This is a genomic window from Streptomyces sp. 378 (assembly GCF_030124145.1).
Taxonomy (GTDB): domain Bacteria; phylum Actinomycetota; class Actinomycetes; order Streptomycetales; family Streptomycetaceae; genus Streptomyces.
The window spans coordinates 1-26,397 of record NZ_JASKMS010000004.1; the positions used below are offsets into that span (position 1 = coordinate 1).

Here is a 26,397-nt window from a genome sequence, read left to right on the forward strand (position 1 = left end):
TCTGGCCCTGCCGATCGAGGAGCTGGAGCTCACCGTTCGGTCGTACAACTGCCTCAAGCGCGAGGGCATCCACTCCGTGGGTGAACTCGTCGCCCGTTCCGAGGCGGACCTGCTCGACATCCGCAACTTCGGTGCCAAGTCGATCGACGAGGTCAAGGCCAAGCTCGCGGGCATGGGGCTTGCGCTGAAGGACTCGCCTCCCGGATTCGACCCGACCGCCGCCGCGGACGCGTTCGGCGCGGACGACGACGCGGACGCCGGTTTCGTGGAGACCGAGCAGTACTGAGCGCTCCGCGGGGAGGCCGTACTGCGTCTGCGGGCCGGCTGTGGCCGGTCGCGCCCACGCGACGGAGTCGCACATTGATACCGTCCCGCGCCCCTTCCAGCTGCCCCTTCGGGGGCGGCTGGATCTCCGACGGGCAACCGCTCGCTCGGATACTGACCCCGGTACCTGATACGGCCGGGGCAGACACCTAGGAGAAACACCATGCCGAAGCCCACCAAGGGTGCCCGTATGGGCGGCAGCGCCGCGCACGAGAAGCTCCTCCTCGCGAACCTCGCGAAGTCGCTCTTCGAGCACGGTCGTATCACCACCACCGAGGCCAAGGCCCGCAAGCTGCGGCCGTACGCCGAGCGTCTGGTCACCAAGGCGAAGAAGGGCGACCTTCACAACCGCCGTCAGGTGCTCCAGGTCATCACGGACAAGAGCATCGTGCACACGCTCTTCACCGAGATCGGCCCGCGCTACGAGAACCGCCCGGGTGGCTACACCCGTATCACCAAGATCGGTAACCGTCGTGGCGACAACGCGCCCATGGCTGTCATCGAGCTGGTCGAGGCGCTGACGGTGGCGCAGGAGGCGACGGGCGAGGCCGAGGCCGCGACCAAGCGTGCCGCCAAGGACACCGAGGCTGCCGAGGCTTCCGAGGCCAAGGTCGACACGACCAAGGCCGAGGACGCCGAGGAGTCCAAGGACGCGTAAGCGTCTGCCGGGGTCTGTGCGCTCGCGGCCGCGGGTTCGTGGTGGCCTGTCGCGCGGTTCCCCGCGCCCTGAGGGCGTTGGCGGGTCCGTTCCCTGTCGGGGACGGGCCCGCCTTTGTGCTGGTGAGAGGAGCCTGGGGTGAGTGACGAAGTACAGGCCGGTCGTGTCCGGGTCCGGCTCGATCTGTCGTACGACGGGAGCGAGTTCTCGGGGTGGGCCAAGCAGGCCGGGGGGCGGCGGACCGTGCAGGGGGAGATCGAGGATGCCCTGCGGACCGTCACGCGGTCGCGGGAGACGTACGAGTTGACCGTCGCGGGGCGTACCGATGCCGGCGTGCACGCGCGGGGGCAGGTCGCCCATGTCGATCTGCCGCGTGAGGTGTGGGCCGAGCACCACCAGAAGCTGCTCAAGCGGCTCGCCGGGCGGCTGCCCCGGGACGTGCGCGTCTGGGCCCTCAGGGAGGCGCCCAGTGGCTTCAACGCCCGCTTCTCGGCGATCTGGAGGCGCTACGCGTACCGGGTCACCGACAACCCCGGGGGCGTCGACCCGCTGCTGCGCGGGCATGTCCTGTGGCACGACTGGCCCCTCGACGTGGAGGCCATGAACGAGGCCGCCCGGGGGCTGCTGGGCGAGCACGACTTCGCCGCCTACTGCAAGAAGCGCGAGGGCGCCACCACCATCCGCACGCTCCAGGAGCTGAGCCTGGTCCGGGGCGACGACGGGATCATCACGGCCACCGTGCGGGCCGACGCCTTCTGCCACAACATGGTGCGCTCCCTCATCGGGGCGCTGCTGTTCGTGGGCGACGGCCACCGGCCGGCCGACTGGCCGGGGAAGGTGCTGGCGGCCGGTGTACGGGACTCGGCCGTGCACGTCGTACGGCCGCACGGTCTGACGCTGGAGGAGGTCGGCTACCCGGCCGACGCACTGCTCGCCGCGCGCAGCAAGGAGGCGCGCAACAAGCGGTCGTTGCCGTCGGCGGGGTGCTGCTGACCGGCTTCCACCGTTCCTCACCGGCGGGCCGAGTTCCAGGTGGTCAGCAGCCCCGAGAGGGCCGTGGCGGCGGCGTCGGCGTCGGTGCCGTCGCCGCGTGCGTCAGGGGAGAGTTCCACGTGGAGGAACGTGGCGTGGTGGCGCTCCGCGGCCTTGCCCTGGACGTTCGTGGTGCCTTCCAGGGGGCAGCGGGCCGACCAGCCCCGGCAGACCCGCAGCCCGTCGGCCTGCATGCCGTCGGCCAGGGCGGCTGCCTCGGTGAGGGTGCTCCGCGCGGCTCCGGTGGAGAGGACGGCCTCGTAGGGGTGGTCCGAGTCCTTGCCGAAGCCGTGCAGTTGCACGCCGGGGATGTTGCGTTTCTGGAGCTCCACGACGATGGCGTGGAAGAGGCTGTCCTCCCGGTGGGCGACGTCGGCGGCGTCGCCCCGGCCGGCTCTGCGGTGCGCGCCGGCCACGACCAGCGAGCCGCCGGGGTTGCCCTCCAGGAGCCGCACGCCGAGGTGTTCGGTGTCCCGGTCGGAGACCGGGTGCGGTACCTGGGCGTTCCAGCGGACGTCGGAGTCGGCGGTCATGTAGAGACGTCCCCAGCGTGCGGCGCGGCCCGGGCGGGCGGCGGCGATCTCGTCGTACCTGCGGCCGGACTCGGTGTCGGTGAGGCGGGTCAGCTTGAGGCCGAGGGGGGTGAGCAGTCGTTCGGCCTGCGCGGTGTCGCCGTCCAGGAGGTGGCCGACGCCTTCGGCGACGCGCTCACGCTGGGTGTCGTCCGGTGGGGCGTACGTGGCGTCAGGTTTCAGGTCGGCCGTGTACGTGAGGATCCTGTCGCGGAGGTCCACCAGCTCCCGGGCGTGCGGGGTGGGGTCGTCCGTTGACCGGTCTGGTGCCGACTGACAGCCGAACAGGGCGAGAAAAAGTCCGAATTGGATCAGAATGCGCGTCAAGTGTGACTGTCTTGTGACGGTAACGGACGTGGTGCTTGTGTGCTTCATGTGAATATGATGCGGTGACACTTAGTAATCCTCTCCGGGTCGCCCGGACGGCAACCGCTTTCGTGGCCACCGTCGCCGTGGCGACCGCGTGCACCTCCGCGGCCTCGGCGCCGCAGGTGAAGCCGGGCGGGCGCTCGTTCACCGTCGCCGCCGCCGGTGACGTGCTGATCCACCCCGAGCTGGTCGACCAGGCTGCCAAGGATGCCAAGAAGACCGGTGAAGGAGAGGCCGGGCTGGACTTCGGGCCGCTGCTCGCCGGGGTGAAGCCGGTCGTCAGCAAGGCCGATCTGGCCATCTGTCACATGGAGACGCCCGTCGGAAGGCCGCAGGGTCCCTTCGAGGGATACCCGGAGTTCCTCGTCCCGCCGCAGATCCTGACGTCGCTCAAGGACGTGGGCTACGACACCTGCTCGACGGCCTCCAATCACACCTACGACCACGGCCTGGGCGCGGTTCGGCGCACCCTGAACGCCATGGACAAGGCCGGCCTCGGGCACACCGGCTCCGCCCGCACGCCCGAGGAGGCGGAGCGGGTCGGGATCCGTGACGTCAACGGCGTCAAGGTCGCCCACCTCTCGTTCTCCTGGATGTCGTTCCGCCACCCGACGCCGGAGAAGGAGAAGTGGGCGTTCAACCAGCTCGACGCGGACGCGATCAAGGACGCCGAGGCCCGGGCCCGCGAGAAGGGCGCCGAGGTGGTCATCCTCTCGGTCCACTGGGGGGCCGAGCACCACAACGAACCGAGCGTCGCCCAACTGCGGCTGGCGGAGCGGCTCAGCGCGGAGACCGGGATCGACCTGGTGATCGGGCACCACTCCCATGCGGTGCAGCCGATCCAGAAGGTGAACGGCACCTGGGTCGCCTACAGCCTGGGCAACCAGGTCGCTCGGCACTCCTCGCCCACCGGGCTCACCGAGGAGGGCGTGATCGGCTGGTTCGAGTTCCGCGAGGCGACCGACGGCTGGGACGTCTCCGCCCGCTACGCCACGACGCTGGTGGACATCCCGCCCGAGCTGGAGGCCGGTGAGAAGCCGCCCGCCGGCGCGGTCGAGGACCACCGGGTGGTGGACGTACGGCGGGCACTGGACGAGCCGGGCGACCTCTCCGAGGAGCGGCTCGCCCGCTACCGGCTGGCGGCCGACCGTACGCGTGGCTTCCTGTACAACCGCGGGGCGCCGGGCGGCGACGGCCTGAAGGAGCTCACGCTGGAGCGTGACTAGCGCCACAGCGCACCGAGGGGCGAGCGGCACAACCTCGGCCCTCCTGAACAGTCTTGTATACGGCGGTCCGTGCCCCTCCCCCGGGAGAGGTGTTCTGCGCGGCCGTTCTTCACCCAGAGAGGCCGGAGGAGACCACCGGTGACACCCACCCGCGCCGCGCGCCCCGCGAAGGGAGGGCGGCGGCGCAGCCGAAGACGCGCGGACATGCCGCTGCTCGGCGGCGTCCGTCCCCCGATCGCGCTGCTGTGCGTGCTGGTGCTGGCCCTCGCGGGCCTCACCGCCCAGGTGCTCGGCCCCACCGGAGATCAGGCCGTACCGCAGGCGGTGCGCTCCTCGCAGCAGCACTTCGCGGAGGACGGCGCCATCGCCCTGCGTGCCTCGATCGACGAGCGGGTCACCGACCTGAACCGCACCGCCGCCGCGCTGAACGCGGGGGCACCGGTGAAGCCCGAGCGGGTCCTGTCCGACCTGGGGAAGACCTACCAGAAGTGGACGGGCACCACGGTCCTGGACCTGGAGAGCGGCAAGGTGCTGGCCGCCAGGGGTGAAACGATTCCCCTCGGATGGCTGGACAAGGACGTCCTCACCGGGGACACGGCTCTCAAGCCCCGCATGGTGCGGCTGGAGACCGGCGACGTACGCCTGATGACCATGGCGGTCCTCGACTTCGAGGACCGGCCGCAGCAACTGCTGCTCGCCTCCAACAGCCTGTCCGTGCCCGCCATCAACCTGGGCCAGTTCCGCTCCATGGCGGTCGTCGCCACCGGCGGGGAGATCCTCGCCACGGCCGGCTTCGAACAGTCCGAGGCGCTCAACACCGACCAGGAGCGCAAGGAGCTGGACTTCCTCCAGAAGCAGATGAGCGGGCTGTCCGCGCAGGCGGCACGGGAGACCGAGCAGGACCCGGTCAGCGCCAGGGAACCGGGCTCCCGCGGCTACCCCGGCGTCAGCGGGTCCCTGGTCGGCGGGAGCTACAACGGCCGGGTCGCCACGGCCGGTTACGCCTCTCTCTCCTCCGCCGACCCGGAGGAGAAGCAGAGCGTCGGCGCGGGCCTCGGGCTCACCGTCGTCGCTCTGCTGCCCGTGGTCCAGCAACAGGCCGCCGCTTCGGACCGGGAGCTGTACGGGCTGCTGGCGGCCGGAGCTCTGGTGGTGCTCGGACTGCTCGCCGCGGCCGTGCTGTGGACGACCGTGCAGCGGCCGCTGCTGCGGCTGTTCCTGGAGTCCCGCCGACTGGCCCGCGGCGACCTGACCCGCCCGGTGGCCGTGCCCCGCTGGGGTGAGGCGGCGCGCATCGGCTCCGCACTGGAGAGGCTGCGCGCGCAGCTGGGCGGCCCGGCCGACGAACCCGGCGGGCGCCAGCGCGTCAAGGGCCGGTTCGGGGTGCGCGGGCCGCTCGCGCTGACCGCCGTACTGCTGCTGCTGTGGTGCGTGCCCGTCGGCTTCCTGCTGAACCGGACCGACGACTCCGTCAGCATCCCGGCCAGCATGGTCGCCGACCAGCGTGACCGCACCGACCTGGTCGCCGACCGGGTACGCCGGGCGCTCAACGAGGCGCAGGCGGACCTGGTCTCCACGTCCCGGCTGATCGACCCGGACGACGCCGGCGCCGGCCGGGCGCTGCTCGAGAAGACCCTGCGCGAGCACACCCGCTACCAGGCGCTGTACCTCCTCGACGCGGACGGCGAGGTCGTCGCCCGCGCCGGCGAGGAGCCGCGCGCCGGGTTCGCCGACGCGGACGAGCAGCCGCTGGTCCGGGTGGGCGGCAAGGGCGGCAAGAAGCCGGTCGTCCAGGCCGGGGCGCCCCTGCCGGACCACAAGGGCATGACCCTGATCGGCGAGGTCCGGGTCGAGTTCCTCAACTCGCTGCTGAAGCGGCCCGGACTCGGTGAGGTCCGTGTGGTGGACGCCAAGGCGGAGACCCTCGCCGCCAGCGACGGCTTCCTGGCCTTCGAGGAACTGCCGCGCGACGCGCTCGCCGACCTCGTCCGGGCCGGGAGCGTCCACGTCGGCGCCGGTCCCGTCGAGAACGGGCTGCTGATCCGCGAAGGCCGCAGGACCACGGTCGCCGCGGCCGCCCCGTTCTCCGGCGGCGGCGTGGCGGCCGACCTCGGCTGGACCGTGGTCAGCTGGCAGAACGCCAAGGACTTCCAGATCACCGCCTACCAGCGCGAGGACCGCAGCGTCCTGGCCGGACTGCTCGGTCTGGCCCTGATCGTCGTCTGCCTCGGCTGGGTGTACCTGGTCGTGGTCCGGCCGATGCGGGCCCTCGCGGCCAGCGCGGAGAAGCTGGCCGACGGCGACCTCAAGTCCGTGCTGTACCCCCGCTACCAGGACGAGGTCGGCGCGGTCGTGCGCAGCCTCGAACTGCTGCGCCAGCAACTCCAGGCCCGTAAGCAGACTCAGGCACGCCGGCTCACGGAGCCGGAGGCCGGCGTTCGGGGAAGGTGACCCAGCCGTGCTCTATCTGTACTTCGTCCTGCTCACCGGCAGTGTGCTGCTGCTGGTGGCGGGCATCGTGGAACAGCGCCGGCACTACGCCGGCCTGCACAGCATCCCGTCGCGCGTGCTCGTGAACGGCATCCGCGGCAAGTCCTCCATCACCCGGCTGTGCGCCGGCGCGCTGCGCGGCGGCGACCTGGTCACCGTGGCGAAGACCACGGGTACGGCGGCCCGGTTCATCCACCCGGACGCCACCGAGGAACCGGTCTACCGCAAGTTCGGCATCGCCAACGTGGTGGAGCAGATCGGCATCGTGCGCCGGGCCGCCACCTACCGGCCCGACGCCCTCGTCATCGAGTGCATGGCCGTCATGCCGGCCCTGCAGGAGGTGAACCAGAGCAAGCTGATCCGCTCCACGATCGGCGTGCTGTGCAACGTCCGCGAGGACCACCTCGCCGAGATGGGACCCACCCTCGACGACGTGGCCCGCTCGCTGTGCCGTTCCATGCCGGAGGACGGCATCTGCGTCACCGCCGAGAAGGAGCGCTTCCACATCCTCCAGGAGGAGGCCGACGCCCGTAACTGCCAGTTGGTCTACGCCGACCCGGAGACCGTCACCGACGAGGAACTGCGCGGTTTCAGCTGGTTCACCTTCAAGGAGAACGTCGCGATCGCCCTCGTCGTCGCCGAACTGCTCGGCGTGGAGCGGCGGGTCGCCCTGCAGGGCATGTACGACGCCCCGCCGGACCCGGGCGTGCTGTCCGTCGAGCGCTACGCGACGCCCGAGGGCAAGCGGCTCGCCTTCGCCAACGTCTTCGCGGCCAACGACCCCGAGTCGACGCTGATGAACATCAACCAGCTGCTCGACCTCGGAGCCATCCACCGGCCGCTGAACGTCGTGATCAACTGCCGGCCCGACCGCGTGGAGCGCAACGGGCAGATGGGCGAGATCATCCCCGACCTCCAGCCGGACCACGTCTTCGTCATCGGGCACCCGTCCAAGAGCGCGATCGACGCCATCCCCGCCGAGTGGCGCGACCGCGCGATCGACCTCGGGGGCGAACGGCGGTCGGCCGAGGAGTTCATGCCCGCCCTGCTGGATCGCCTGGCCGCCGACTCCTCCCTGGTCGCCATCGGCAACATCCACGGCCAGGGCGAGGAACTGCTGGAGTACCTGGCCGAACTCCCGGCGGACGAGTCCGCCCCCGCCGACGCCGCGCGGCCCTCGGCCACGGCCGCACCGGCCCAGCCGGCGCGCCTGGACCCCTACGCCTCGTACCCGATGGCCTATGAGGAGCGCTACCAGGCCTCCCAGACCCAGGAGATCCCCGTGGTCCGCATCCCCGCCCAGCCGTCGGGGCCGTACACCGGCGCCGGACACCCCGGCCCGGCTCCCCACCAGCAGGGACCGTACGCCGCTGAGGCCCAGCAGACGTGGCAGTACGCCGACGAGCCCTACGGGTACGCCCCGGCCGACGACGGGGGACGGCCTCCCCGTTCCTGACGACCACGGGCGGGGCGGGCGCCGCCCGCAGGACCGCCGATCGCCCCGCACCGAACCCGCACCCGTATCCCGTGCCCGGAGACCTCGTTGACCACCGCAGCCCTGACCCCCGAGATGGCCGCCCTCGGCATCGCCATCGGCCTGTTCTTCTCGTTGCTGTGCTACCTGACCACCAACCTGTCGCCCGGCGGCATGATCACGCCGGGCTGGTTGGCCCTGACTCTCATCGAGGACCTCCAGCGGGCGGCCATGGTGGTCGGCGTCACCGCCCTCACCTACGCGGGCACCAAGGTCATGCAGCGACTGGTGATCCTCTACGGCAAGCGGCTGTTCGCCGCGGTGGTCCTGCTGGGCGTGCTGCTCCAGGCCACCGTGATGATCGTGCTCTCGATCGAGTTCCCGCTGCTGTACGGCAACCAGACCCTCGGCTTCATCGTGCCCGGCCTGATCGCGTACCAGATGGTCCGCCAGCCCAAGGGGCCGACGCTGCTGGCGACCGGCACCGTCTCGCTCATGGCCTACATCGTCGTCGCCGCCGGACTGCTGCTCGGCATCATGCCCACCGTCTGAGCACCGGTGTCCCGGCGACCGAGAACCCAGGAGACAACACATGGCAGGGAAGAAGAAATCGCGGCCGGTCCTCTCCGGCCTCGTGGTGCTGGCGCTCGTCGCGACCTCCGGCTACCTCACCGTCGAGCTCCGCAAGCAGGAGGACAAGGGCGTCCCGGAGATCACGAACGTCGGCGTGCTGGACGGCTCGGACCGGGCCGGCGGCGCGACGAAGGCCAGGGACAAGGGCGCCGAGAGCTGGTCCCGGCTGGAGAACCCCGCCCGCTCCGTGCTGCGCCGGTCCGACGGCCAGGTCAGGGCGGTGTTCACCGACGGGGCGCGCACCGCGACCCTGACCGGACCGGCCCGCACCTTCGCCGAGCCCTCGTCGACGAGCTCCAAGGTCTCCACGACCGACTGGGTCCGCCTCATGCCCGAGCCCTGGAAGAAGGGCGCGGAGAAGCAGAAGTGGTTCAAGGACTGGTACGCGGAGTACGAGACCGGCAAGGAGGACGACCTGCTGGCCATCGCCTTCCAGTACGTCGCGGGCGCCAAGCAGAAGAAGGACGAGCAGGGCACCGTCTACGCCGGTGACGCCAACTTCGGGCCCCTCAACACGAGCGGGGCCGAGGGCGGAGACCTGCGCCTGGAGCAGTCCGACTTCTACGACTACCTCGGCCTCCCGTACCCCTTCCGCGACGGCGTGATCGGGCAGCCGGAGACCGCGCGCGCCCGGTCGATCGACTGCTCGGGCTACATGCGGATGGTGTTCGGCTACCGCGCCCGCTACCCGCTCATGTCCTCGGACAAGTCGGGTGACGGCCTGCCGCGCACCGCCAACGGCATGGCCCGCTCCGAGGAGGGTGCCGACATCCTGCCGCTCACCGGCGTCTCGTCCGAGGACCGGCCCTCCGGCATCGACCAGCTCCAGCCCGGGGACCTCGTCTTCTTCAAGCTCGACGCCCGCACCGAGCAGCGCCTGGACCACGTGGGCATGGTGCTCGGCTACGACACCGAGGGCCACCTGCTCTTCGTCTCCAGCCGCGAGGAGGTCAACGGACCGACCATCGGCGATGTCGGCGGAGTGTCCCGGCTGGACGGCAACGGCTATTACGCCAAGACGCTGCGCAGCGCGAAGAGGCTGTGACCGGGCGCCCGGCGGCGGCAGGTCACCCGTTGGCCGCGGCCGAGGCCTGGGCTTCGCCGCGGCGGCGGATCTGGTTGAACGTGAACTGGCCCAGGTCGTTCCCGGTCTTGAAGACCGCGGTGTCCTTGGGCGTCACGCCCTTGCCGTCGGTGAAGCCGGCGTTGGTGAAGTAGGCGTAGCGGCCGTAGGAGTTGCTGGTCGTGCGGCAGACGCCCGACTCGCAGAAGGGCTTGACGCCGCCGCCGGAGAGCGACTTGACGAAGCTCCTCTTGTCGGACTGGCCCTTGGCCTTGAGGGCCTGGGCCTCGGTGTCGAAGACGGCCACGCCGACCGTCACCGCGATGCCGTCCTTGACGTAGGTGGCACGTATCAGGCGTGTGCAGTCGTTCGCGGTGAGGGCCTTGGGGAGCGTGCCGCCGGCCGCCGAGGCGCAGTTCCTCGTGTCCGCCGTGGGGCCCTTCTCGTAGACCGTCTCGCCCATGGTGAGCTGGGTGCCCGGGAAGAGGGTGGCCGGGCTGAGCGGGGCCTTGTCCTTCTTCGCGCTGGCGATGAAGTCCTTCGGGTCCAGCGGGGGAGGGGCGCTGGTCGGGGCGAACGACGGGGCCGAGGCGGACTGACTCGGGATGTCGGCCGACGGCAGGGAGGTCGGGGTGCCCTTGCTGTCGCCGCCCGCCGAGACGACGGCCACCGCGACGGCGGTGCCGATCGCGACGGTGGCGAACGCGCCGCCGCCGATCAGCAGCAGCCGGCGTCGCCTGTTGCGGGCCTCGGAGGCCTCGGCGAGCGCCGCCCAGTCCGGAGCGTGGCCGCCCCCGCTGTTCCAGGGCTGCTGTGACGGTGGTTTCCAGGGATCCCACTGAGACTGAGGTCCCCCCTGCTGCCCAAAGCTCATGGGCCGCATCTTAGACGGGACAAGGGGTGTGCTGGTCCGCCCGGATCGGCTCTCCAGCCCCTAGCGTTCCTCCCATGCGCACGGGCAAAGGCGACATCTCCGGGTGGTTGGGGCGACTGCTGCCGGCCGTGGTGCTGCTGGTGTGGGCGCTGTCGTGGCAGGGCTTCGCGGCCGGGGTGTGGCCGTCGGTCGTGGTGGGGGCGCTGGGAGGGTTCGGTCGTCCGCGCGGTGGCCGTTCCGCGCTGCGGTGGTGCGCCGCGGTCGCTGTCGACGTGCTGCTCTGCCCGGTCGTCCCCCGGGTCCGGCCGGTGCGGCGCGGGACGCTGCGGAGGGCCGTCACCTTCTGTGGCGTCCTGTATGTTTCGGTGACCGGGTGGCTGCGGTGATACCGCGTTTTGACCCTTGTGGTGTACCCCGGTATTCTGCTTGTTCGTTGTGTATTGGCTTGCTCATTCTCACGGGACGGGCCCTTACACCGGTCCACCGGGCCGATGACCAGCGACCCCACGTACGCGGTATGCGTCGCCGCAGTGCGGTCCAGGCTGTCGTGATCGTTTCGGTGACCAGTTATGGACCATTCACTCGAAGCGAAGGCTACGAACCGTGCGTACGTACAGCCCCAAGCCCGGCGATGTGACGCGCCAGTGGCACGTCATCGACGCTCAGGACGTTGTCCTGGGTCGTCTCGCCACCACTGCCGCGACGCTCCTCCGGGGCAAGCACAAGCCGATCTACGCGCCGCACGTCGACGCTGGTGACTTCGTCATCATCATCAACGCCGACAAGGTGCACCTCTCCGGCAACAAGCGGACCCAGAAGATGGCGTACCGCCACTCCGGCTACCCGGGTGGTCTGCGCTCCGTCCGTTACGACGAGCTGCTCGACAAGAACCCCGAGAAGGCCATCGAGAAGGCCGTCAAGGGCATGCTCCCCAAGAACACGCTGGGCCGTCAGATGCTCTCGAAGCTGAAGGTCTACAAGGGTGACCAGCACCCGCACGGCGCGCAGCAGCCGCAGCCGTACGAGATCACCCAGGTCGCGCAGTAAGTCCGGCCACCCCCTAAGACTGAACAGAATCTGAGGAGAATCGTGGCCGAGACCACTGCCGAGCAGCCGCTCGAAGAGCTTGACATCGACAGCTACACCACCGAGTCCGAGGTGCCCGTCGAGGGCGAGTACACCTCGGAGTCCATGGCCTCCCGCTTCGGCGAGCCCCAGCCGGCCGCCGGCCTGGGCCGTCGCAAGAACGCCATCGCCCGCGTCCGGATCGTCCCGGGCACCGGCAAGTGGAAGATCAACGGTCGCACCCTCGAGGACTACTTCCCGAACAAGGTGCACCAGCAGGAAGTCAACGAGCCGTTCAAGGTTCTCGAGCTCGAGGGCCGCTACGACGTCGTCGCCCGCATCTCCGGTGGCGGTGTCTCCGGTCAGGCCGGTGCGCTCCGTCTCGGTGTCGCCCGTGCGCTGAACGAGGCGGACGTCGACAACAACCGCGGTCCGCTGAAGAAGGCCGGCTTCCTCAAGCGCGACGACCGTGCGGTCGAGCGCAAGAAGGCCGGTCTGAAGAAGGCCCGCAAGGCTCCGCAGTACAGCAAGCGCTAATCGCGTCGCCTGTCCTTGCGACTGGCTTCGCAACGATCGCCCCGGCGGCACGGACGTGCTGCCGGGGCGGTTCGTTTACACAACCCCTACAGCTCCCGGACAGTCTCAGGGGGGTGTACTGGGGATGTGAGCCGCATTCTCTTCAGCAATTCGGAGGACACCACAGTGGGACGACTCTTCGGCACGGACGGCGTGCGCGGTGTCGCCAACGCGGATCTGACGGCGGAGATGGCCCTCGGCCTCTCCGTGGCCGCGGCACACGTACTGGCCGAGGCGGGCACGTTCGAAGGACACCGGCCGAGGGCCGTGGTCGGGCGTGACCCCCGTGCGTCCGGGGAGTTCCTGGAAGCCGCCGTCGTCGCGGGACTCGCCAGCGCGGGCCTGGACGTGCTGCGGGTCGGCGTGCTGCCGACGCCCGCCGTGGCGTACCTCACCGGAGAGCTCGGCGCCGACCTCGGTGTGATGCTCTCCGCGAGCCACAACGCCATGCCCGACAACGGCATCAAGTTCTTCGCCCGCGGTGGGCACAAGCTCGCCGACGAGCTGGAGGACCGGATCGAGTCCGTCTACGCGGAGCACCGCACCGGCGCCCCGTGGGACCGCCCGACCGGCTCCGGCGTGGGCCGCGTACGCGACTACGACGAGGGCTTCGACCGGTACGTCGCGCATCTGCTGGGTGCCCTGCCGAACCGGCTCGACGGGCTGAAGATCGTCCTCGACGAGGCGCACGGCGCCGCCTCCCGGGTCTCGCCCGAGGCGTTCCAGCGGGCCGGTGCCGAGGTCGTCACCATCGGGGCCGAGCCGGACGGGCTCAACATCAACGACGGGTGCGGTTCGACGCACCTGGACAAGATCAAGGCCGCCGTCGTCGAGCACGGAGCCGATCTGGGCATCGCGCACGACGGGGACGCCGACCGGTGCCTCGCCGTCGACCACACCGGCGAGGAGGTCGACGGGGACCAGATCCTCGCCGTGCTCGCGCTGGCGATGCGGGAGCACTCCGCGCTGCGGTCCGAGACGGTCGTGGCCACCGTGATGTCCAACCTCGGGTTCAAGCTGGCCATGGAGCGCGAGGGCATCCGGCTGGTGCAGACCGCCGTCGGCGACCGGTACGTGCTGGAGGAGATGAAGGAGCACGGGTTCGCCCTCGGGGGCGAGCAGTCCGGGCACGTCATCATCCTCGACCACGCGACGACCGGGGACGGGACGCTGACCGGGCTGCTGCTGGCGGCCCGGGTCGCCGAGAGCGGACGTACGCTGCGCGAACTCGCCGCCGTCATGGAGCGGTTGCCGCAGGTGCTGATCAATGTGCCGGACGTCGACAGGTCCCGGGTGGGGACGTCCGCGGAGCTCGCGACGGCCGTCGCGGACGCGGAGCGGGAGCTGGGGGCGACCGGGCGCGTGCTGCTGCGGCCCTCCGGGACCGAGCCGTTGGTGCGCGTGATGGTCGAGGCGGCCGATATCGAGCAGGCCCGGTCCGTCGCGGGGCGGCTCGCCGACGCGGTGAAGTCCGCGCTCGGGTAGTCGGCCTCGCGGGTAGGGGCGCTACGGTTCGCGGACCGCGGCGCCCTCGTGGCTTGTCGCGCGGTGCCCCACGCCCCTGAGGGCGCTGCCCCCGGCCCCCTTCAGAGCCGCCGGCGCTCTTTCCGCCAGAACCACTTCTGCGCCAGCAGGGTCAGCGTCCCGGCGACGATGATGCCCACCAGGTTCAGCAGGAGCTGCTCCGTGGAGCCCCAGGTCTGTTTCGTGTCGCCGTAGCTGAGGGCCACCGCCGCGTTCGCCGCGGCCGGGACCGTGGTGACGGAGATGGCCACGCCGACCAGAGCGCCCGACTTGGCCGAGGTCAGGGAGAGGGTGCCGGCGATGCCGGCCAGGACCGCCACGACGAAGGAGAACCAGTCGGGGGCGTAGATGAAGCCGGTGTTGGGCCGGTCGCCATCCAGTTGTGCCTCGGTGAACTGGCCGACCGCGTCCATGAAGAGGCTGAAGCCGACCGTCACCGCCATCGCCACCGCGAAGCCCACCAGCAGCGCAATCAGCGAGCGAAGGGCCAGCCGGGGTCGGCGTCGGACGATCGCTGTGCAGATGCCGGTGAGGGGGCCGAACTCCGGCCCCACCGCCATGGCGCCCACGATCAGGATCGCGTTGTCCAGGACCACACCGCAGGCGGCGATCATGGTGGCGAGCGTGATGAAGGCGAGGTAGGTGACGGAGAGGGTCGACTCCTCGTGTGTCGCCTCGGTCAGTTGCTCCCACAGGACCGCGTCCGCGCCCTCACCCGGTGCGTCGGCCTCCGCCTTGTCGGCCCGCTCGGACAGGGACAGGTCGATGGACTCGACGGCGATGGAGCCGGTGGTGTCGATGCCCAGTTCCCGCAGGGCGGCGAGCAGTGCGTCGCCCGCCTCCCGGGCCACGTCACACATCACCACGTCCCCGGCGGGGTCGCGGGCGGCGCCCGGCAGCACGACGAGGTGGGTGGTGCCGACCGTCTTCCCGATCAGCAGGACCACGTCGTCGGTCCGGTCGGACGGCGTGAGCAGACGCAGATGGAGCATGGCGGTCATCTAACCCGTCTTCCCTCCCGGCGTCACAGCTTGCGCAGGCTGAGCCGCTGCACCTTGTGGTCCGGGCCCTTGCGCACGACGAGGGTGGCGCGGCCCCGGGTGGGGGCGATGTTCTCCACCAGATTGGGGCGGTTGACGGTGCGCCACATCGTCCGGGCGTAGTCCAGGGCCTCCTCCTCGGAGACCTGGGTGTACTTGCGGAAGTACGAGGACGGGTTCTGGAAGGCGGTCGCGCGCAGCTTGCGGAAGCGGTTGAGGTACCAGGTCTCGATGTCCTCGGCGCGGGCGTCGACGTACACGCTGAAGTCGAAGTAGTCGGCGAGACCGACGCGGGTGCGGCCGTCCTTGCCGGGCAGGGCCGGCTGGAGGACGTTCAGGCCCTCGACGATCAGGATGTCGGGGCGGCGGACCGTGAGCCTCTTGTCCGGGACGATGTCGTAGATCAGGTGGGAGTAGACGGGCGCGGTGACCTCGTCCTTGCCGGCCTTGATGTCGGCGACGAAACGGGTCAGGGCGCGGCGGTCGAAGGACTCCGGGAAGCCCTTGCGGGACATCAGGCCGCGGGCCTGGAGCTCCCGGGTGGGCAGCAGGAAGCCGTCGGTGGTGACCAGCTCGACGCGCGGGTGCTCCGGCCAGCGCGAGAGCAGGGCCTGGAGGAGGCGGGCGACCGTCGACTTGCCCACGGCGACCGAGCCGGCCACGCCTATGACGAACGGGGTGCCCGACTGGGAGCCCTTTTCGCCCAGGAAGGTGTTCAGCGCGCCTCTGAGGCCGTCGGTGGCGCCGACGTAGAGGTTGAGAAGCCGGGACAGCGGGAGGTAGATGTCCCGCACCTCGTCGAGGTCGATCACGTCGCCGAGACCGCGCAGCTTCTCGACCTCCTCGGCCGTCAGTGGCAGCGGCGTCTTGTCACGCAACGCGCTCCACTCGGCTCGGGTGAGGTCGAGGTAGGGAGTCGCCTCCGGGCGGGGCCGGTGGGCGCTCCGGGGCATCGAGGAGACCGGAGAGATCACAGTCCATTGTGACGGGCGTACGAACGGATGGTGAGGTGGGATCCGTCACGCGGGCTCTTCCTCGTCCGACGGCGGTGGAAACCGGCCGGGCGGCTCGTGGGCCGCGGGGTTCGTACCCCGGTGGGAATTTCCGATTTCGGGCACGCTTCGGCCGGTTCGGCGCGGGAATCGACTCTAAGCTGCCGCCCATGTGTGGAATCGTGGGATACGTGGGGCCGCAGTCCGCGCTCGAGGTCGTGATGGCCGGGCTGAAGCGGCTGGAGTACCGGGGGTACGACTCGGCGGGCGTCGCCGTCCTGGCCGACGGCGGGCTGGCGACGGCCAAGAAGGCCGGCAAGCTCCTCAACCTGGAGAAGGAACTGGACGGCAGGCCGCTGCCGACCGGCGCGACGGGCATCGGGCACACCCGCTGGGCCACGCACGGCGGGCCGACGGACTCCAACGCCCATCCGCACATCGACAACGCGGGACGGGTCGCGGTGGTGCACAACGGCATCATCGAGAACTTCGCCCTGCTGCGGGACGAGCTCGCCGAGCGCGGCCACGACCTGGCCTCCGAGACGGACACCGAGGTCGTCGCCCACCTGCTCGCCGAGGAGTTCTCCTCCTGCGCGGACCTCGCCGAGTCGATGCGGCTGGTGTGCCGGCGTCTGGAGGGCGCGTTCACGCTGGTCGCCGTGCACGCCGACGAGCCGGACGTGGTGGTGGGCGCGCGGCGGAACTCGCCGCTGGTGGTGGGCGTCGGGGAGGGCGAGGCCTTCCTCGCCTCGGATGTCGCCGCGTTCATCGCCCACACGCGCTCGGCGGTCGAGCTCGGCCAGGACCAGGTGGTGGAGCTGCGCCGGGACGGCGTGACGGTGACGGGCTTCGACGGCCGCCCCGCCGACGTGCGCTCGTACCACGTCGACTGGGACGCGTCGGCCGCCGAGAAGGGCGGCTACGACTACTTCATGCTCAAGGAGATCGCCGAGCAGCCCAAGGCGGTCGCCGACACGCTCCTGGGCCGCATCGACGGGTCCGGCTCGCTGACCCTGGACGAGGTGCGGATTCCGGCGGGGGTGCTGCGGGAGATCGACAAGGTCGTCATCGTCGCCTGCGGTACGGCCTTCCACGCCGGGATGATCGCCAAGTACGCGATCGAGCACTGGACGCGGCTGCCCTGCGAGGTGGAACTGGCGAGCGAATTCCGTTACCGGGACCCGATCCTGGACGCGCAGACGCTCGTCATCGCCATCTCCCAGTCCGGCGAGACCATGGACACGCTGATGGCGCTGCGGCACGCCCGCGAGCAGGGCTCCAGAGTGCTGGCGATCTGCAACACCAACGGTTCGACGATCCCCCGCGAGTCGGACGCGGTGCTGTACACGCACGCCGGGCCGGAAGTGGCCGTCGCCTCGACGAAGGCGTTCCTGACGCAGCTCGTGGCGTGTTACCTGGTCGCCCTGTATCTGGGCCAGGTGCGCGGCACCAAGTGGGGCGACGAGATCCGGGCGGTGGTCCGCGACCTGTCGTCGATCGCCGGTGCGGTGGAACGGGTGCTCGGGACCATGGAGCCCGTACGGGAGCTGGCGCGCTCGCTCGCCTCGAAGGACACCGTGCTGTTCCTGGGACGGCATGTCGGTTACCCCGTCGCGCTGGAGGGCGCGCTGAAGCTGAAGGAACTGGCGTACATGCACGCCGAGGGGTTCGCGGCCGGGGAGCTGAAGCACGGGCCGATCGCCCTGATCGAGGAGGACCTGCCGGTCGTCGTGATGGTGCCGTCGCCGCGCGGGCGGTCGGTGCTGCACGACAAGATCGTGTCCAACATCCAGGAGATCCGGGCCCGGGGCGCGCGGACGATCGTGATCGCGGAGGAGGGCGACGAGGCGGTCGTGCCCTACGCCGACCACCTGATCCGGATCCCGGTCACGCCGACGCTGCTTCAGCCGATGGTGGCGACCGTGCCGTTGCAGGTGTTCGCCTGCGAGCTGGCCACGGCCCGGGGCAACGAGGTGGATCAGCCTCGGAACCTGGCGAAGTCGGTGACGGTGGAGTAGTCGCCCTTGAGGGCGTCGACGAAGGCGGTGAAGGCTCCGGCCGGGACGGTGACAGTCGCGGCCGGGGCTTTTGAGTCCCGGATGGCTATGTGGGTGGGGGTCGGGGCGATCTCCACGCAGGAGTCGCCGTCGCCAGGCCCTGAATAGGATGACTTTCGCCAGTTGCCGGTGGTGTCCATAGGGCGCCTCACAGCTCCTTCGCCAACCTGTGGATGAATTCGCGGGACCGCTCGGCGTCGAGCGACACCGCCTCCACTTTACGGAAGAGCGTTCGAAAGGCGGCGAGCTGGGCTTCGGAGTCGATGAAGGCGGCACCCTGCGGTCCGTCACGTACGACTGTGTCGAGCTTGGGAACGGCGCCGCCTGCGTACGTCATGGCGCTCGCGGCTCCGGCAAAGTCCTCCAGGTCGAAGGGGATGACGCGCACGGTGACGTCGTCCGCTTCGGAGAGTTCGAGCAAGTGAACGAGTTGGGCTCGTGAGGTGGCGCGGTCACTGACCATGATGCGCAAGGCCGCCTCGTGGATGACGGCTTCGTAGGGCTTGGGCGCAGGGCCTTTGAGGATCACCTTGCGCTGCATCCGGTGCCGGACGCGCAACTCGAGGTCCTCCTGCGGAAGTTCGGGAACCCTGTAGGCGTAGACGGCGCGAGCGTAGGCCTCAGTCTGGAGTGGACCTGGGATGTACAGGAACTGCGCCTCCCGCAGGAACGTGGCGTGGTGCTCCAACTCGGCGAGGGCGAGGAAGGGTGTGGGCAGAAGCCCCCGGTAGTCCTCCCACCAACCGCGTGTCCGATCGGTTGCCACGGCAACCAGGGCGTCGATGAACACCTCGTCCGTGCACACGTAGTGGGCCGCCAGGCGGCGCAGGCGCTTCGCGCTCACTCCGGCGAGGCCAGTCTCGATCTGGCTGATCTGCGGGGCGCTGACCCCGAGTAGGGCCGCCGCCTCGCGGGCTGTGAGGCCCGCTGCGTCGCGGAGTCTTCGCAGTTCGAGAGCCAGGCGCATCTGTCGCGCGGTCGGCTCGCTCCTCAGTGCCATCGCTTGCCTCCCAATGCGCCCGTCAGCGCGACTCGTTCGGGTGCCAGGGTATGCGATCGGGTTGCATAACTTAAACAGTAATACCTACCGTCGGTGATGCGCCGCACACGCTGCGGATTGCCGGGGGCTCCGGAAGCGCACCGCCCCGTCCTGCCGTGACGGCTGCGGCAATGACACCGCCCCCCCATGACCTCAACCTGCGACTATGGAACGGGAGTTCGCGCATGCCTGAATGCGAGTCCGACGAGCCCTGGGAGTACACCCTGTACATCCCGAACGACCTGCGTGCCGTCACGATCAGTCGCCGTACTCTCCGCCTGATCCTCACGATGCACGGGCTGATCCGCCTGGGCGACGTGGCCGAGCTGCTGGCGGCCGAGCTGGTCTCCAACGCCGTACGTCACACCAAGGGGCCCGCAGCCCTGCGCGTGCGATGGTCGGCCGGGGTGCTGCGGATCGGAGCGTGGGACGCCGACCCGGAGCCGCCTGGGCCGCCAGGGTCGTTCGAGCAGGCCGGCGACTCGGAGGAGGGGCGGGGGCTCGCGCTGGTCCGGGCGTGTTCCGACCTGTGGGGCTGGCAGCCGCTGACGAGGGACGGCAACCGGGGCAAGTACGTGTGGTGCGAGCTGACCTCGGCGGCGTGAACGTTTTGGCGCCCCTCGAAAGGGTGAACGTACCGCCTTCGCCCGGAAAAATCATCCCTTGGTCCAACTAGGTTGCACACATGGTCACATCAGCTCACGAGGGCATGCACCGCATCTTTCAGGAGCGGCCCGAGATCCTGGCTCCCGTGTTCGGGGTGCTGGGTGTCCCGTTATCCGCGAAGGCGACCGTGGACGCGGTCACGACCGACGTGACGGAGGCCCGGCCGCTGGAGCGGCGTGTGGACACGGTGCTGCGCGTCGGCCCGTCCGATGGCGAGGACTTCCTGCTCGCCATCGAGTCGCAGTCGGGCAAGGTCGCGGGCAAGGAGCGGAGCTGGGCGTACTACGTCGCCTTTCTCCAGGCGAAGTACGGCCTGCCCGTCCTGCTTCTCGTGGTCTGCCAGGACAGAGTCACAGCCAAGTGGGCGGCCGGTCCCTTCGACTGCGGCACGCGGGGCTGGACGGCGCAGCGGACCCACCCGCTGGTCGTCGGGCCGGAGAACCTGCCGGTGATCACCGACGCCCGGACCGCGGCGAAGAACCTCGCGCTGGCCGTACTCTCCGCCCTGGCGCACGCCCGTAGTGCCGATTCCGACGCCATACTGAAGGCGCTGACGACCGCCCTTCATGAGACGCGCACAACGGACCCTGAAACCGCCGACTACTTCTACGACTTCCTGGAAATCAGCCTGGGCAACAGCCCAGCCGGAAAGAAACTGAAGGAAATCATGTCGTTCGTCAACTACTTCCCCGGCCGGGGGACGGTCCGTGAGACGGCCTACCTTGAAGGCAAGGCAGAAGGCAAGGCAGAAGGCAAGGCCGAGGGGGAGGCCAAGGGCATCCTGTACGTACTGGAGGTGCGCGGTATCCCCGTACCGGACTCCGTGCGCGAGCGCATCACGACCTGCACGGACCTGGAGCGTCTCGACGCGTGGCTGGAGCGTTCCCGCACCGTCGCGCGCGCGGAGGACCTGTTCGTCGAGGACCCGGAGGCCCCGGGGACCGGACCCGGACGGGCCTGAGCGTTGGCCGACGAGCAGGACAGTCAGCAGGACGGGCCGTCAGAGCTGCTCGACCTGTACAGGTTCACGGCTGTGTGCCTTGCGCTGGGCATTCCCCCGCACAAGGTGGCGGGGGATTTCCGGTTCGGGCTGGAAGGCCTCAGAGAGCGCGGAGTCGTCCCCTTGGAGGACCTGGCCCTCGTGCACGCACGCGCGGCGGGGGAGGACGAACACCCCGAGCGGTGGGCGGCGGGTTTCACCGCCGGGTACCTCTCGGCCTGGGCCGCAGCGGTCCTGCGTGTCCTGGAGGCGCGCGGTGTCGAGTTCTCGAAGCACCTCCACCGCGGTCTCCACCTGTGTTCCGACGCGGACAGGCTCACCCGCTTTCTCGACCGTGCCGTCACCGCGACTCACGAAGCCGACGTGGTCGCCGGGGAGCCGAGCCCGCAGGCACCGGACGGCCCGTAGGGTGCTGCGCATGAGCATCATCGGGGTCGGGATCGACGTCGCCGAGATCGATCGGTTCGCGGCGTCGCTGAAGCGGACGCCCGCGTTGGCCGAGCGGCTGTTCGTGGAGCGGGAGTTGCTGCTGCCCAGCGGCGAGCGGCGGGGGGTCGCCTCGCTCGCCGCGCGGTTCGCGGCCAAGGAGGCACTGGCCAAGGCGCTCGGTGCTCCGCCCGGGCTGCTCTGGACCGACGCCGAGGTGTGCGTCGAGGACAGTGGGCGGCCCCGGCTGCGGGTGACCGGGACCGTGGCCGCGCGGGCCGCCGAGCTCGGCGTGCAGACCTGGCATGTGTCGCTGAGTCACGACGCGGGCGTCGCCTCGGCCGTGGTCATCGCCGAGGCGTGAGCCACATCCCCGGAGGGTGTCCGCACCCCCCATGGGGCTTCTGATGGATCTCCACGGCTGTCCGCGCACGGTGTCACGGCGGCCGGCACACCTCCTAGACCAGGCTCCAGAGCAGCGTGATCGTGCCGATGAGGCCGATCGCGCCCAGGGCCGTACCGGCTGCCGCCGGCCACAGGCGGCCCGTTCCCCTGCGCGCGTAGTGGAGGCCCATCGCTCCGAAGGTCACCGCGAGCGCTCCGGCCAGTACCGTCCACGGGAACAGGAACGCACAGGTGCCCACGGCCGAGAAGACGCCGAGGACCAGGGCCGTGGGGCCCAGGGCGGTGGCGGGGCTGTCCGTGTCCTCGGGTGCTGTCGAATGTGTCATGCCTCGCCCCCCATTTTGAACGAGTTCAAAATCCGACTCGATCATACGCCCGGGGCGTCATCGGGGGAACAGGACCCGCGAAGGCCCCCGCCGGGCGTGGGTGTGGTGGCGGGGGCTTCGGCGGCCCGGTCGGGTCAGCAGATCGACTGACTGCTGTTCACCCGCGTGATGTTGCGGAACGTCGTGTTCTCGCCGCACGGGCTCTCCCTGATGGCCGAGTTGGTGACCGTCAGGTTCTGGATGGTGATGTCCTTGTTGTTGGGGAACTGTGAGCGCGCGGCCAGTCGTAGCTCGCCGCCGCCGGTGATCGTGCCGCTTCGGGCCGCGAGGCTGACGTTGTAGCAGTTCTCGATCAGGACCGAGTTGTTGCCCGTGTTCGAGAGCGTCACCCTGTCGATGACGGCCCCGCCGCTCTCCGAGACGCAGAACACCCCGCGCCCGCCGCCACGCGCGATGACCTCGCCGACGCGGATGTTGGTGGGGTAGCCGCCGCCGACCCGGCCGTTGCGGTTGGCCATGCGGAAGGCGGCGTAGCCGGTGCCGGTGCCCGCGTTCTCCGCGTCGACCTTGGTCACGGTGGCGTTGACGGTCTGGTTGAGCAGCAGGCCGGACTCGCCGACGTTGCGGGCCGTCACCGTGCCGATGGTGAGGCCGTCGACGCCGTAGGTCTCCACCGCGTGGCTGGACGCGCCGGAGACGTAGACGTCGTTGATGCGGATGTTGCGCGTCCACTGACTGGTGTCGCCCCGGTTGTCGATGCGGACGCCCAGACCGCGCGAGAGGCGCATGTCGATCTGACCCAGCACCACGTTCTGGACGTTGCGCAGGAAGATGCCGTACAGCGGGGTGCCGGTGAGCTTGAGGTTCTGGACCTCCACGTCGCGGGTGCCGCGCGAGTAGACCGGCGCCTGGTCGCCCGAGCCGCTGCCGGTGACGTTGATCGTGCCGCAGACGTCGAGGACCGTGTAGCTCGGCAGGGAGATGCGCGAGCCCGCCGAGACGGAACCCGAGCCGCGGACCACGACCCGTTCCTTCGAGGTGCGCCCGGCGGTGAGGCTGTTGACGGCCGCCTGGACGGCCGCGCGCATGTCGGTTCCGGTGTAGACGGTGCTGCCGCCGCGCCGGGCGGTCCAGTTGCCGCCGCTCTGCACGGCCTCGGCCTGGTAGGAGCCGTCTCCGCAGGCCAGGGCGCGCGTGGGGGCGGCCGTGGCGGGGGCGGTCAGGGTGCCGGCCGCGGTGAGGAGGGCGGTGGCACCGGCGGCGGCCAGTAATGCGGCTCTGCGTCCCATGGGGGCCTCGGTTTCGTCGGGTGTGGGGGAGTGTGCAAGCGCTTTCTGCACGGCCGGGAGTCTGGCAAAGGGGCGGCAGAGCGTCAACGGATCCGACACGGTTCGCAGCGGGGGAGACGCCGGAGGTGCGTGTGAGGGGGAGTGGCCCGGAGGTCGTACGGGAAACTCGACCGCATGCGTACTGCGTACAGCGTGGAGACGGTCCGGAACGCCGAACGGGAGCTGATGGCGCGGCTGCCGGAGGGGGCGCTGATGCAACGCGCCGCCGCCGGACTCGCCGCGGCCTGCGCCGACCTGCTGGGGCGGGTGTACGGGAGCAGGGTCGTGCTGCTGGTCGGCAGTGGCGACAACGGGGGTGACGCCCTGTACGCCGGGGCCCGGCTGGCCCGTCGGGGGGCCGGGGTCACGGCGGTGCTGCTCGCGCCGGACCGGGCGCACGCGGCGGGGCTCGCGGCGCTGCGGCGGGCCGGGGGGCGGACCGTCGGGGCCGGTGAGGGCGAGCCGCTGGCCGAGGGCGCGGACCTCGTCGTCGACGGGATCGTCGGGATCGGCGGGAAGGGCGGGCTGCGGCCGGACGCCGTGCCGTTGGCCGCTGCCGCCGGGCGGTCACGGGGAGCCGTGGTCGCCGTCGATCTTCCGAGCGGCGTCGACGCCGACACCGGGGAGGTCCACGGCATCGCCGTGCGGGCCGACCTGACCGTCACCTTCGGGACGCACAAGCCCGGGCTCCTGATCGACCCCGCACGCGAGCACGCGGGGTCGGTGCGCCTGGTCGACATCGGGCTGGAGCTGCCGGCCGAGGCGGACCTGGAGGCGTTGCAGCACCGGGACGTGGCCCGGTTGCTGCCGGTGCCGGGGGCGGAGAGCGACAAGTACCGGCGGGGCGTGGTCGGCATCGCCGCCGGGTCGGCGCGCTACCCGGGGGCCGCCGTGCTGGCCGTCGCGGGCGCGCTGCGGGGTGGGGCCGGGGCGGTGCGGTACGTCGGACCGGCCGGGGACGCGGTCATCGCGCGGTATCCCGAGACGCTCGTGTCGGATCAGGGGCCGAAGCACGCCGGGCGGGTGCAGGCGTGGGTCGTCGGACCGGGGGCCGGGGACGACGCGGCGACGGTGGCGGAGGTACTGGCGGCAGAGGTGCCGGTGCTGATCGACGCGGACGGGCTGCGGCTGGCGGACGCGGAGGTCGTGCGGGGGCGGCGGGCGCCGACGCTCATGACGCCGCACGCGGGCGAGGCGGCGGCCCTGCTGGGAGTGGAGCGGGGGGAGGTCGAGGGTGGCCGGCTGGCGTCGGTTCGCGAACTGGCGCGACGGTACGGGGCGACCGTGTTGCTGAAGGGGTCGACGACGCTGGTGGCCGACGCGGGGGGTGGGGCGGTGCGGGTGAACCCGACGGGCACGGGGTGGCTGGCCACGGCCGGGAGCGGGGACGTGCTGTCGGGGCTGGCCGGGTCGTTGCTGGCGGCGGGGCTGTCCGCGAGGGACGCCGGGAGTGTGGGCGCGTATGTGCACGGGCTGGCCGGACGGCTGGCGGCGGAGGGGGCGCCGGTGGGGGCGCACGATGTGGCGGGTGCGGTTCCGGAGGCCTGGCGGAATGTCCTGGGCTGAGGGATGGGACGGATGGAGGGCTGAGGGGGTGGGCGGGGATGCGGGCCGGTGGGGGTTGCCGGGGTGGGGCGCCCCCTCCGCCCTTTCCCGTCCCGCCTCCGGGGGCTGCCGCCCCGGCCCCCCCGCTTCGGCCTGAACGGCCTCGTCCTCAAGCGCCGGACGGGCCGGCAGTGGCTGAGCAGCGTGGTCGGGCCCGCTCAGCCCTGGGTGCTCGACACACCCGACCAGGCCCTGCCGCCCGTGTGGTGTACCCGCCGTCCGCGGAGGAAGAGGGCGTCGGGCCGCGCAGCGCTCCGGCGGGGACGTACGCGCTCGTCGAGTACGTGCCGTCGGGCGAGGCGGTCGCGCGGAGGCTGTGGGCGTGCTCAGGAAGGGTGACCGGGTGTTCTCGTGGGGGCGGCGGCCCGGGACGTAGCAGAACCGTCGGCGGAGCCCTCTGAGACACTGGGCGCGATGAGCGAGAGAACAGCCCCGCGGACCGCGTTCCTGAGGGCCCGTGCCGAGATCGACCTGGCCGCCCTGCGGGCCAACGTGCGGGCCCTGCGTGCCCATGCGCCGGGCGCGGCCGTGATGGCCGTGGTGAAGTCCGAGGCGTACGGGCACGGGGCCGTGCCGTGTGCCCGGGCGGCCGTCGCCGCGGGGGCGACCTGGCTGGGCACGGCCACGCCCGAGGAGGCCCTGGCCCTGCGGGCCGCCGGGCTGCCGGGCCGCATCATGTGCTGGCTGTGGACGCCCGGCGGGCCGTGGCGCGAGGCGATCGAGGCCGAGCTGGACGTGTCCGTCAGCGGCATGTGGGCCCTGGAGGAGGTCGTCGAGGCGGCCAGGGGGGCCGACCGGCCGGCCAGGGTGCAGCTGAAGGCGGACACGGGGTTGGGGCGCAACGGGTGCCGGCCGGGGGACGACTGGGCGGCGCTGGTCCGTCGGGCGCGGCGGGCCGAGGCGGAGGGGCTGCTGCGGGTCACGGGCCTGTGGTCGCACTTCGCCTGCGCGGACGAGCCGGGGCATCCCTCCATCGCCGCCCAGCTCGCCGTCTTCCGCGAGATGGTCGCGTACGCCGAGGAGCGGGGCGTGCGGCCCGAGGTCCGGCACATCGCCAACTCGCCGGCCACCCTCACGCTCCCCGAGAGCCACTTCGACCTGGTCCGCACCGGCATCGCCACCTACGGCATCTCGCCCAGCCCCGAGCTCGGCGCCCCGGCCGACTTCGGGCTGCGCCCCGTCATGACGCTGTCCGCCTCGCTGGCCCTGGTCAAGCGCGTACCGGGCGGGCACGGCGTCAGCTACGGACATCGGTACGTGACCCCCGGCGACACCACGGTCGGCCTGGTTCCGCTGGGCTACGCGGACGGCATCCCGCGGCACGCCTCCTCGGCCGGGCCGGTCCTGGTCGAGGGCAAGTGGCGCACCGTCGCCGGGCGGGTCGCCATGGACCAGTTCGTGGTGGATCTGGGCGGCGACGAGCCCGCCGCGGGGACCGAGGCGGTCCTCTTCGGCCCCGGGGACCGCGGCGAGCCCACCGCCGAGGACTGGGCCCAGGCGGCCGGAACCATCGCCTACGAGATCGTGACCCGGATCGGTACGCGTGTTCCTCGCGTCTATGTGAATGAGGAACAGGACGGGTAACTCGCACAGAGAGCCTGTCACGCGAGAAACGGCAGTCACTCAGGCGACA

The 26,397-nt window shown here is 71.1% G+C and carries 27 protein-coding genes; 19 read left to right on the plus strand and 8 right to left on the minus strand.

Annotated features, from left to right (window positions below; all coding sequences use genetic code 11):
* The 3 genes from QNO09_RS07055 to truA all read left to right on the plus strand — a co-directional run.
* Positions 1–286, plus strand: a 286-nt coding sequence (locus tag QNO09_RS07055; protein ID WP_283969199.1) for a DNA-directed RNA polymerase subunit alpha C-terminal domain-containing protein, incomplete at its 5' end; no start/stop codon positions are given.
* 201 nt (positions 287–487) lie between these two features.
* Positions 488–982, plus strand: coding sequence for a 50S ribosomal protein L17 (rplQ, locus tag QNO09_RS07060; RefSeq protein WP_283969200.1), 495 nt, complete (start codon positions 488–490; stop codon positions 980–982).
* Between the two features lie 138 nt (positions 983–1,120).
* Positions 1,121–1,975 carry a tRNA pseudouridine(38-40) synthase TruA gene (gene truA, locus QNO09_RS07065; RefSeq protein WP_283969201.1) on the plus strand — a complete coding sequence of 285 codons (855 nt, stop codon included), beginning with the start codon at positions 1,121–1,123 and terminating at the stop codon, positions 1,973–1,975.
* Positions 1,976–1,992: 17 nt separating this feature from the next.
* Here the strand turns inward: truA and QNO09_RS07070 are convergent, their stop codons facing one another.
* Positions 1,993–2,982, minus strand: a complete 990-nt coding sequence (locus tag QNO09_RS07070) for a hypothetical protein (protein WP_502962255.1) — start codon at positions 2,980–2,982, stop codon at positions 1,993–1,995.
* Between the two features lie 41 nt (positions 2,983–3,023).
* Between QNO09_RS07070 and QNO09_RS07075 the strand changes: the two genes are divergently transcribed.
* The 5 genes from QNO09_RS07075 to QNO09_RS07095 all read left to right on the plus strand — a co-directional run bounded on the left by QNO09_RS07075 (position 3,024) and on the right by QNO09_RS07095 (position 9,823).
* Positions 3,024–4,181, plus strand: coding sequence for a CapA family protein (locus QNO09_RS07075; protein WP_451521868.1), 1,158 nt, complete (start codon positions 3,024–3,026; stop codon positions 4,179–4,181).
* Between the two features lie 204 nt (positions 4,182–4,385).
* Positions 4,386–6,632, plus strand: coding sequence for a HAMP domain-containing protein (locus QNO09_RS07080; protein WP_283969496.1), 2,247 nt, complete (start codon positions 4,386–4,388; stop codon positions 6,630–6,632).
* Positions 6,633–6,639: 7 nt separating this feature from the next.
* On the plus strand, positions 6,640–8,127 hold the full coding sequence (gene pgsB, locus QNO09_RS07085; RefSeq protein ID WP_283969203.1) for a poly-gamma-glutamate synthase PgsB: 1,488 nt from the start codon (positions 6,640–6,642) through the stop codon (positions 8,125–8,127).
* Between the two features lie 87 nt (positions 8,128–8,214).
* Positions 8,215–8,697 (plus strand): poly-gamma-glutamate biosynthesis protein PgsC/CapC, encoded by a 483-nt coding sequence (locus QNO09_RS07090; protein ID WP_150482528.1) that lies wholly within the window; start codon positions 8,215–8,217, stop codon positions 8,695–8,697.
* A gap of 40 nt (positions 8,698–8,737) precedes the next feature.
* Positions 8,738–9,823: an NlpC/P60 family protein gene (locus QNO09_RS07095; RefSeq protein WP_283969204.1), complete on the plus strand. Its 1,086-nt coding sequence runs from the start codon at positions 8,738–8,740 to the stop codon at positions 9,821–9,823.
* A 22-nt stretch (positions 9,824–9,845) separates the two neighbouring features.
* On the opposite strand, the gene QNO09_RS07100 is transcribed toward QNO09_RS07095, so the two are convergent.
* Positions 9,846–10,715 (minus strand): hypothetical protein, encoded by an 870-nt coding sequence (locus QNO09_RS07100; RefSeq protein ID WP_283969205.1) that lies wholly within the window; start codon positions 10,713–10,715, stop codon positions 9,846–9,848.
* Between the two features lie 74 nt (positions 10,716–10,789).
* On the opposite strand from QNO09_RS07100, the gene QNO09_RS07105 reads away from it, so the two are divergent.
* The 4 genes from QNO09_RS07105 (at position 10,790) to glmM (ending at position 13,841) form a co-directional block, all read left to right on the plus strand.
* Positions 10,790–11,101 carry a hypothetical protein gene (locus tag QNO09_RS07105; protein ID WP_283969206.1) on the plus strand — a complete coding sequence of 104 codons (312 nt, stop codon included), beginning with the start codon at positions 10,790–10,792 and terminating at the stop codon, positions 11,099–11,101.
* 217 nt (positions 11,102–11,318) lie between these two features.
* Entirely contained in the window at positions 11,319–11,762 is a 444-nt protein-coding gene (gene rplM, locus QNO09_RS07110) for a 50S ribosomal protein L13 (protein WP_010036634.1), read from the plus strand.
* A 42-nt stretch (positions 11,763–11,804) separates the two neighbouring features.
* Positions 11,805–12,317, plus strand: coding sequence for a 30S ribosomal protein S9 (gene rpsI, locus QNO09_RS07115; protein ID WP_018564827.1), 513 nt, complete (start codon positions 11,805–11,807; stop codon positions 12,315–12,317).
* Positions 12,318–12,482: 165 nt separating this feature from the next.
* Entirely contained in the window at positions 12,483–13,841 is a 1,359-nt protein-coding gene (glmM, locus tag QNO09_RS07120; RefSeq protein WP_283969497.1) for a phosphoglucosamine mutase, read from the plus strand.
* Positions 13,842–13,942: 101 nt separating this feature from the next.
* Here the strand turns inward: glmM and QNO09_RS07125 are convergent, their stop codons facing one another.
* Positions 13,943–14,872: a DUF389 domain-containing protein gene (locus tag QNO09_RS07125; RefSeq protein WP_283969498.1), complete on the minus strand. Its 930-nt coding sequence runs from the start codon at positions 14,870–14,872 to the stop codon at positions 13,943–13,945.
* Positions 14,873–14,904: 32 nt separating this feature from the next.
* Entirely contained in the window at positions 14,905–15,873 is a 969-nt protein-coding gene (coaA, locus tag QNO09_RS07130) for a type I pantothenate kinase (RefSeq protein ID WP_283969499.1), read from the minus strand.
* Between the two features lie 209 nt (positions 15,874–16,082).
* Between coaA and glmS the strand changes: the two genes are divergently transcribed.
* Positions 16,083–17,930: a glutamine--fructose-6-phosphate transaminase (isomerizing) gene (gene glmS, locus QNO09_RS07135; RefSeq protein WP_283969207.1), complete on the plus strand. Its 1,848-nt coding sequence runs from the start codon at positions 16,083–16,085 to the stop codon at positions 17,928–17,930.
* Here the strand turns inward: glmS and QNO09_RS07140 are convergent.
* Complete coding sequence (locus QNO09_RS07140) at positions 17,891–18,109, minus strand: DUF397 domain-containing protein (protein ID WP_283969208.1); 219 nt, start codon at positions 18,107–18,109, stop codon at positions 17,891–17,893. The genes glmS and QNO09_RS07140 overlap by 40 nt on opposite strands.
* Before the next feature lie 8 nt (positions 18,110–18,117).
* Complete coding sequence (locus QNO09_RS07145) at positions 18,118–18,969, minus strand: helix-turn-helix domain-containing protein (protein ID WP_283969209.1); 852 nt, start codon at positions 18,967–18,969, stop codon at positions 18,118–18,120.
* 224 nt (positions 18,970–19,193) lie between these two features.
* Here QNO09_RS07145 and QNO09_RS07150 point away from each other — a divergent pair, with 224 nt between their 5' ends.
* The 4 genes from QNO09_RS07150 to QNO09_RS07165 all read left to right on the plus strand — a co-directional run bounded on the left by QNO09_RS07150 (position 19,194) and on the right by QNO09_RS07165 (position 21,464).
* Positions 19,194–19,613 carry an ATP-binding protein gene (locus QNO09_RS07150; protein ID WP_283969210.1) on the plus strand — a complete coding sequence of 140 codons (420 nt, stop codon included), beginning with the start codon at positions 19,194–19,196 and terminating at the stop codon, positions 19,611–19,613.
* Between the two features lie 80 nt (positions 19,614–19,693).
* The gene (locus QNO09_RS07155) at positions 19,694–20,635 is read left to right on the plus strand and encodes a hypothetical protein (RefSeq protein ID WP_283969211.1); all 942 of its coding nucleotides are present in this window, start codon (positions 19,694–19,696) and stop codon (positions 20,633–20,635) included.
* A gap of 3 nt (positions 20,636–20,638) precedes the next feature.
* Entirely contained in the window at positions 20,639–21,082 is a 444-nt protein-coding gene (locus QNO09_RS07160; RefSeq protein WP_283969212.1) for a hypothetical protein, read from the plus strand.
* 10 nt (positions 21,083–21,092) lie between these two features.
* A complete protein-coding gene (locus QNO09_RS07165) occupies positions 21,093–21,464 on the plus strand; it encodes a holo-ACP synthase (protein WP_283969213.1) in 372 nt (123 codons plus the stop codon).
* 94 nt (positions 21,465–21,558) lie between these two features.
* Here the strand turns inward: QNO09_RS07165 and QNO09_RS07170 are convergent, their stop codons facing one another.
* Positions 21,559–21,831, minus strand: a complete 273-nt coding sequence (locus tag QNO09_RS07170) for a hypothetical protein (protein WP_283969214.1) — start codon at positions 21,829–21,831, stop codon at positions 21,559–21,561.
* A 134-nt stretch (positions 21,832–21,965) separates the two neighbouring features.
* Positions 21,966–23,120 carry a hypothetical protein gene (locus tag QNO09_RS07175; RefSeq protein ID WP_283969215.1) on the minus strand — a complete coding sequence of 385 codons (1,155 nt, stop codon included), beginning with the start codon at positions 23,118–23,120 and terminating at the stop codon, positions 21,966–21,968.
* A 174-nt stretch (positions 23,121–23,294) separates the two neighbouring features.
* Between QNO09_RS07175 and QNO09_RS07180 the strand changes: the two genes are divergently transcribed.
* On the plus strand, positions 23,295–24,725 hold the full coding sequence (locus QNO09_RS07180) for an NAD(P)H-hydrate dehydratase (protein WP_283969216.1): 1,431 nt from the start codon (positions 23,295–23,297) through the stop codon (positions 24,723–24,725).
* A gap of 453 nt (positions 24,726–25,178) precedes the next feature.
* Complete coding sequence (gene alr / locus QNO09_RS07185; RefSeq protein ID WP_283969217.1) at positions 25,179–26,348, plus strand: alanine racemase; 1,170 nt, start codon at positions 25,179–25,181, stop codon at positions 26,346–26,348.
* Positions 26,349–26,397 lie beyond the last annotated feature (49 nt).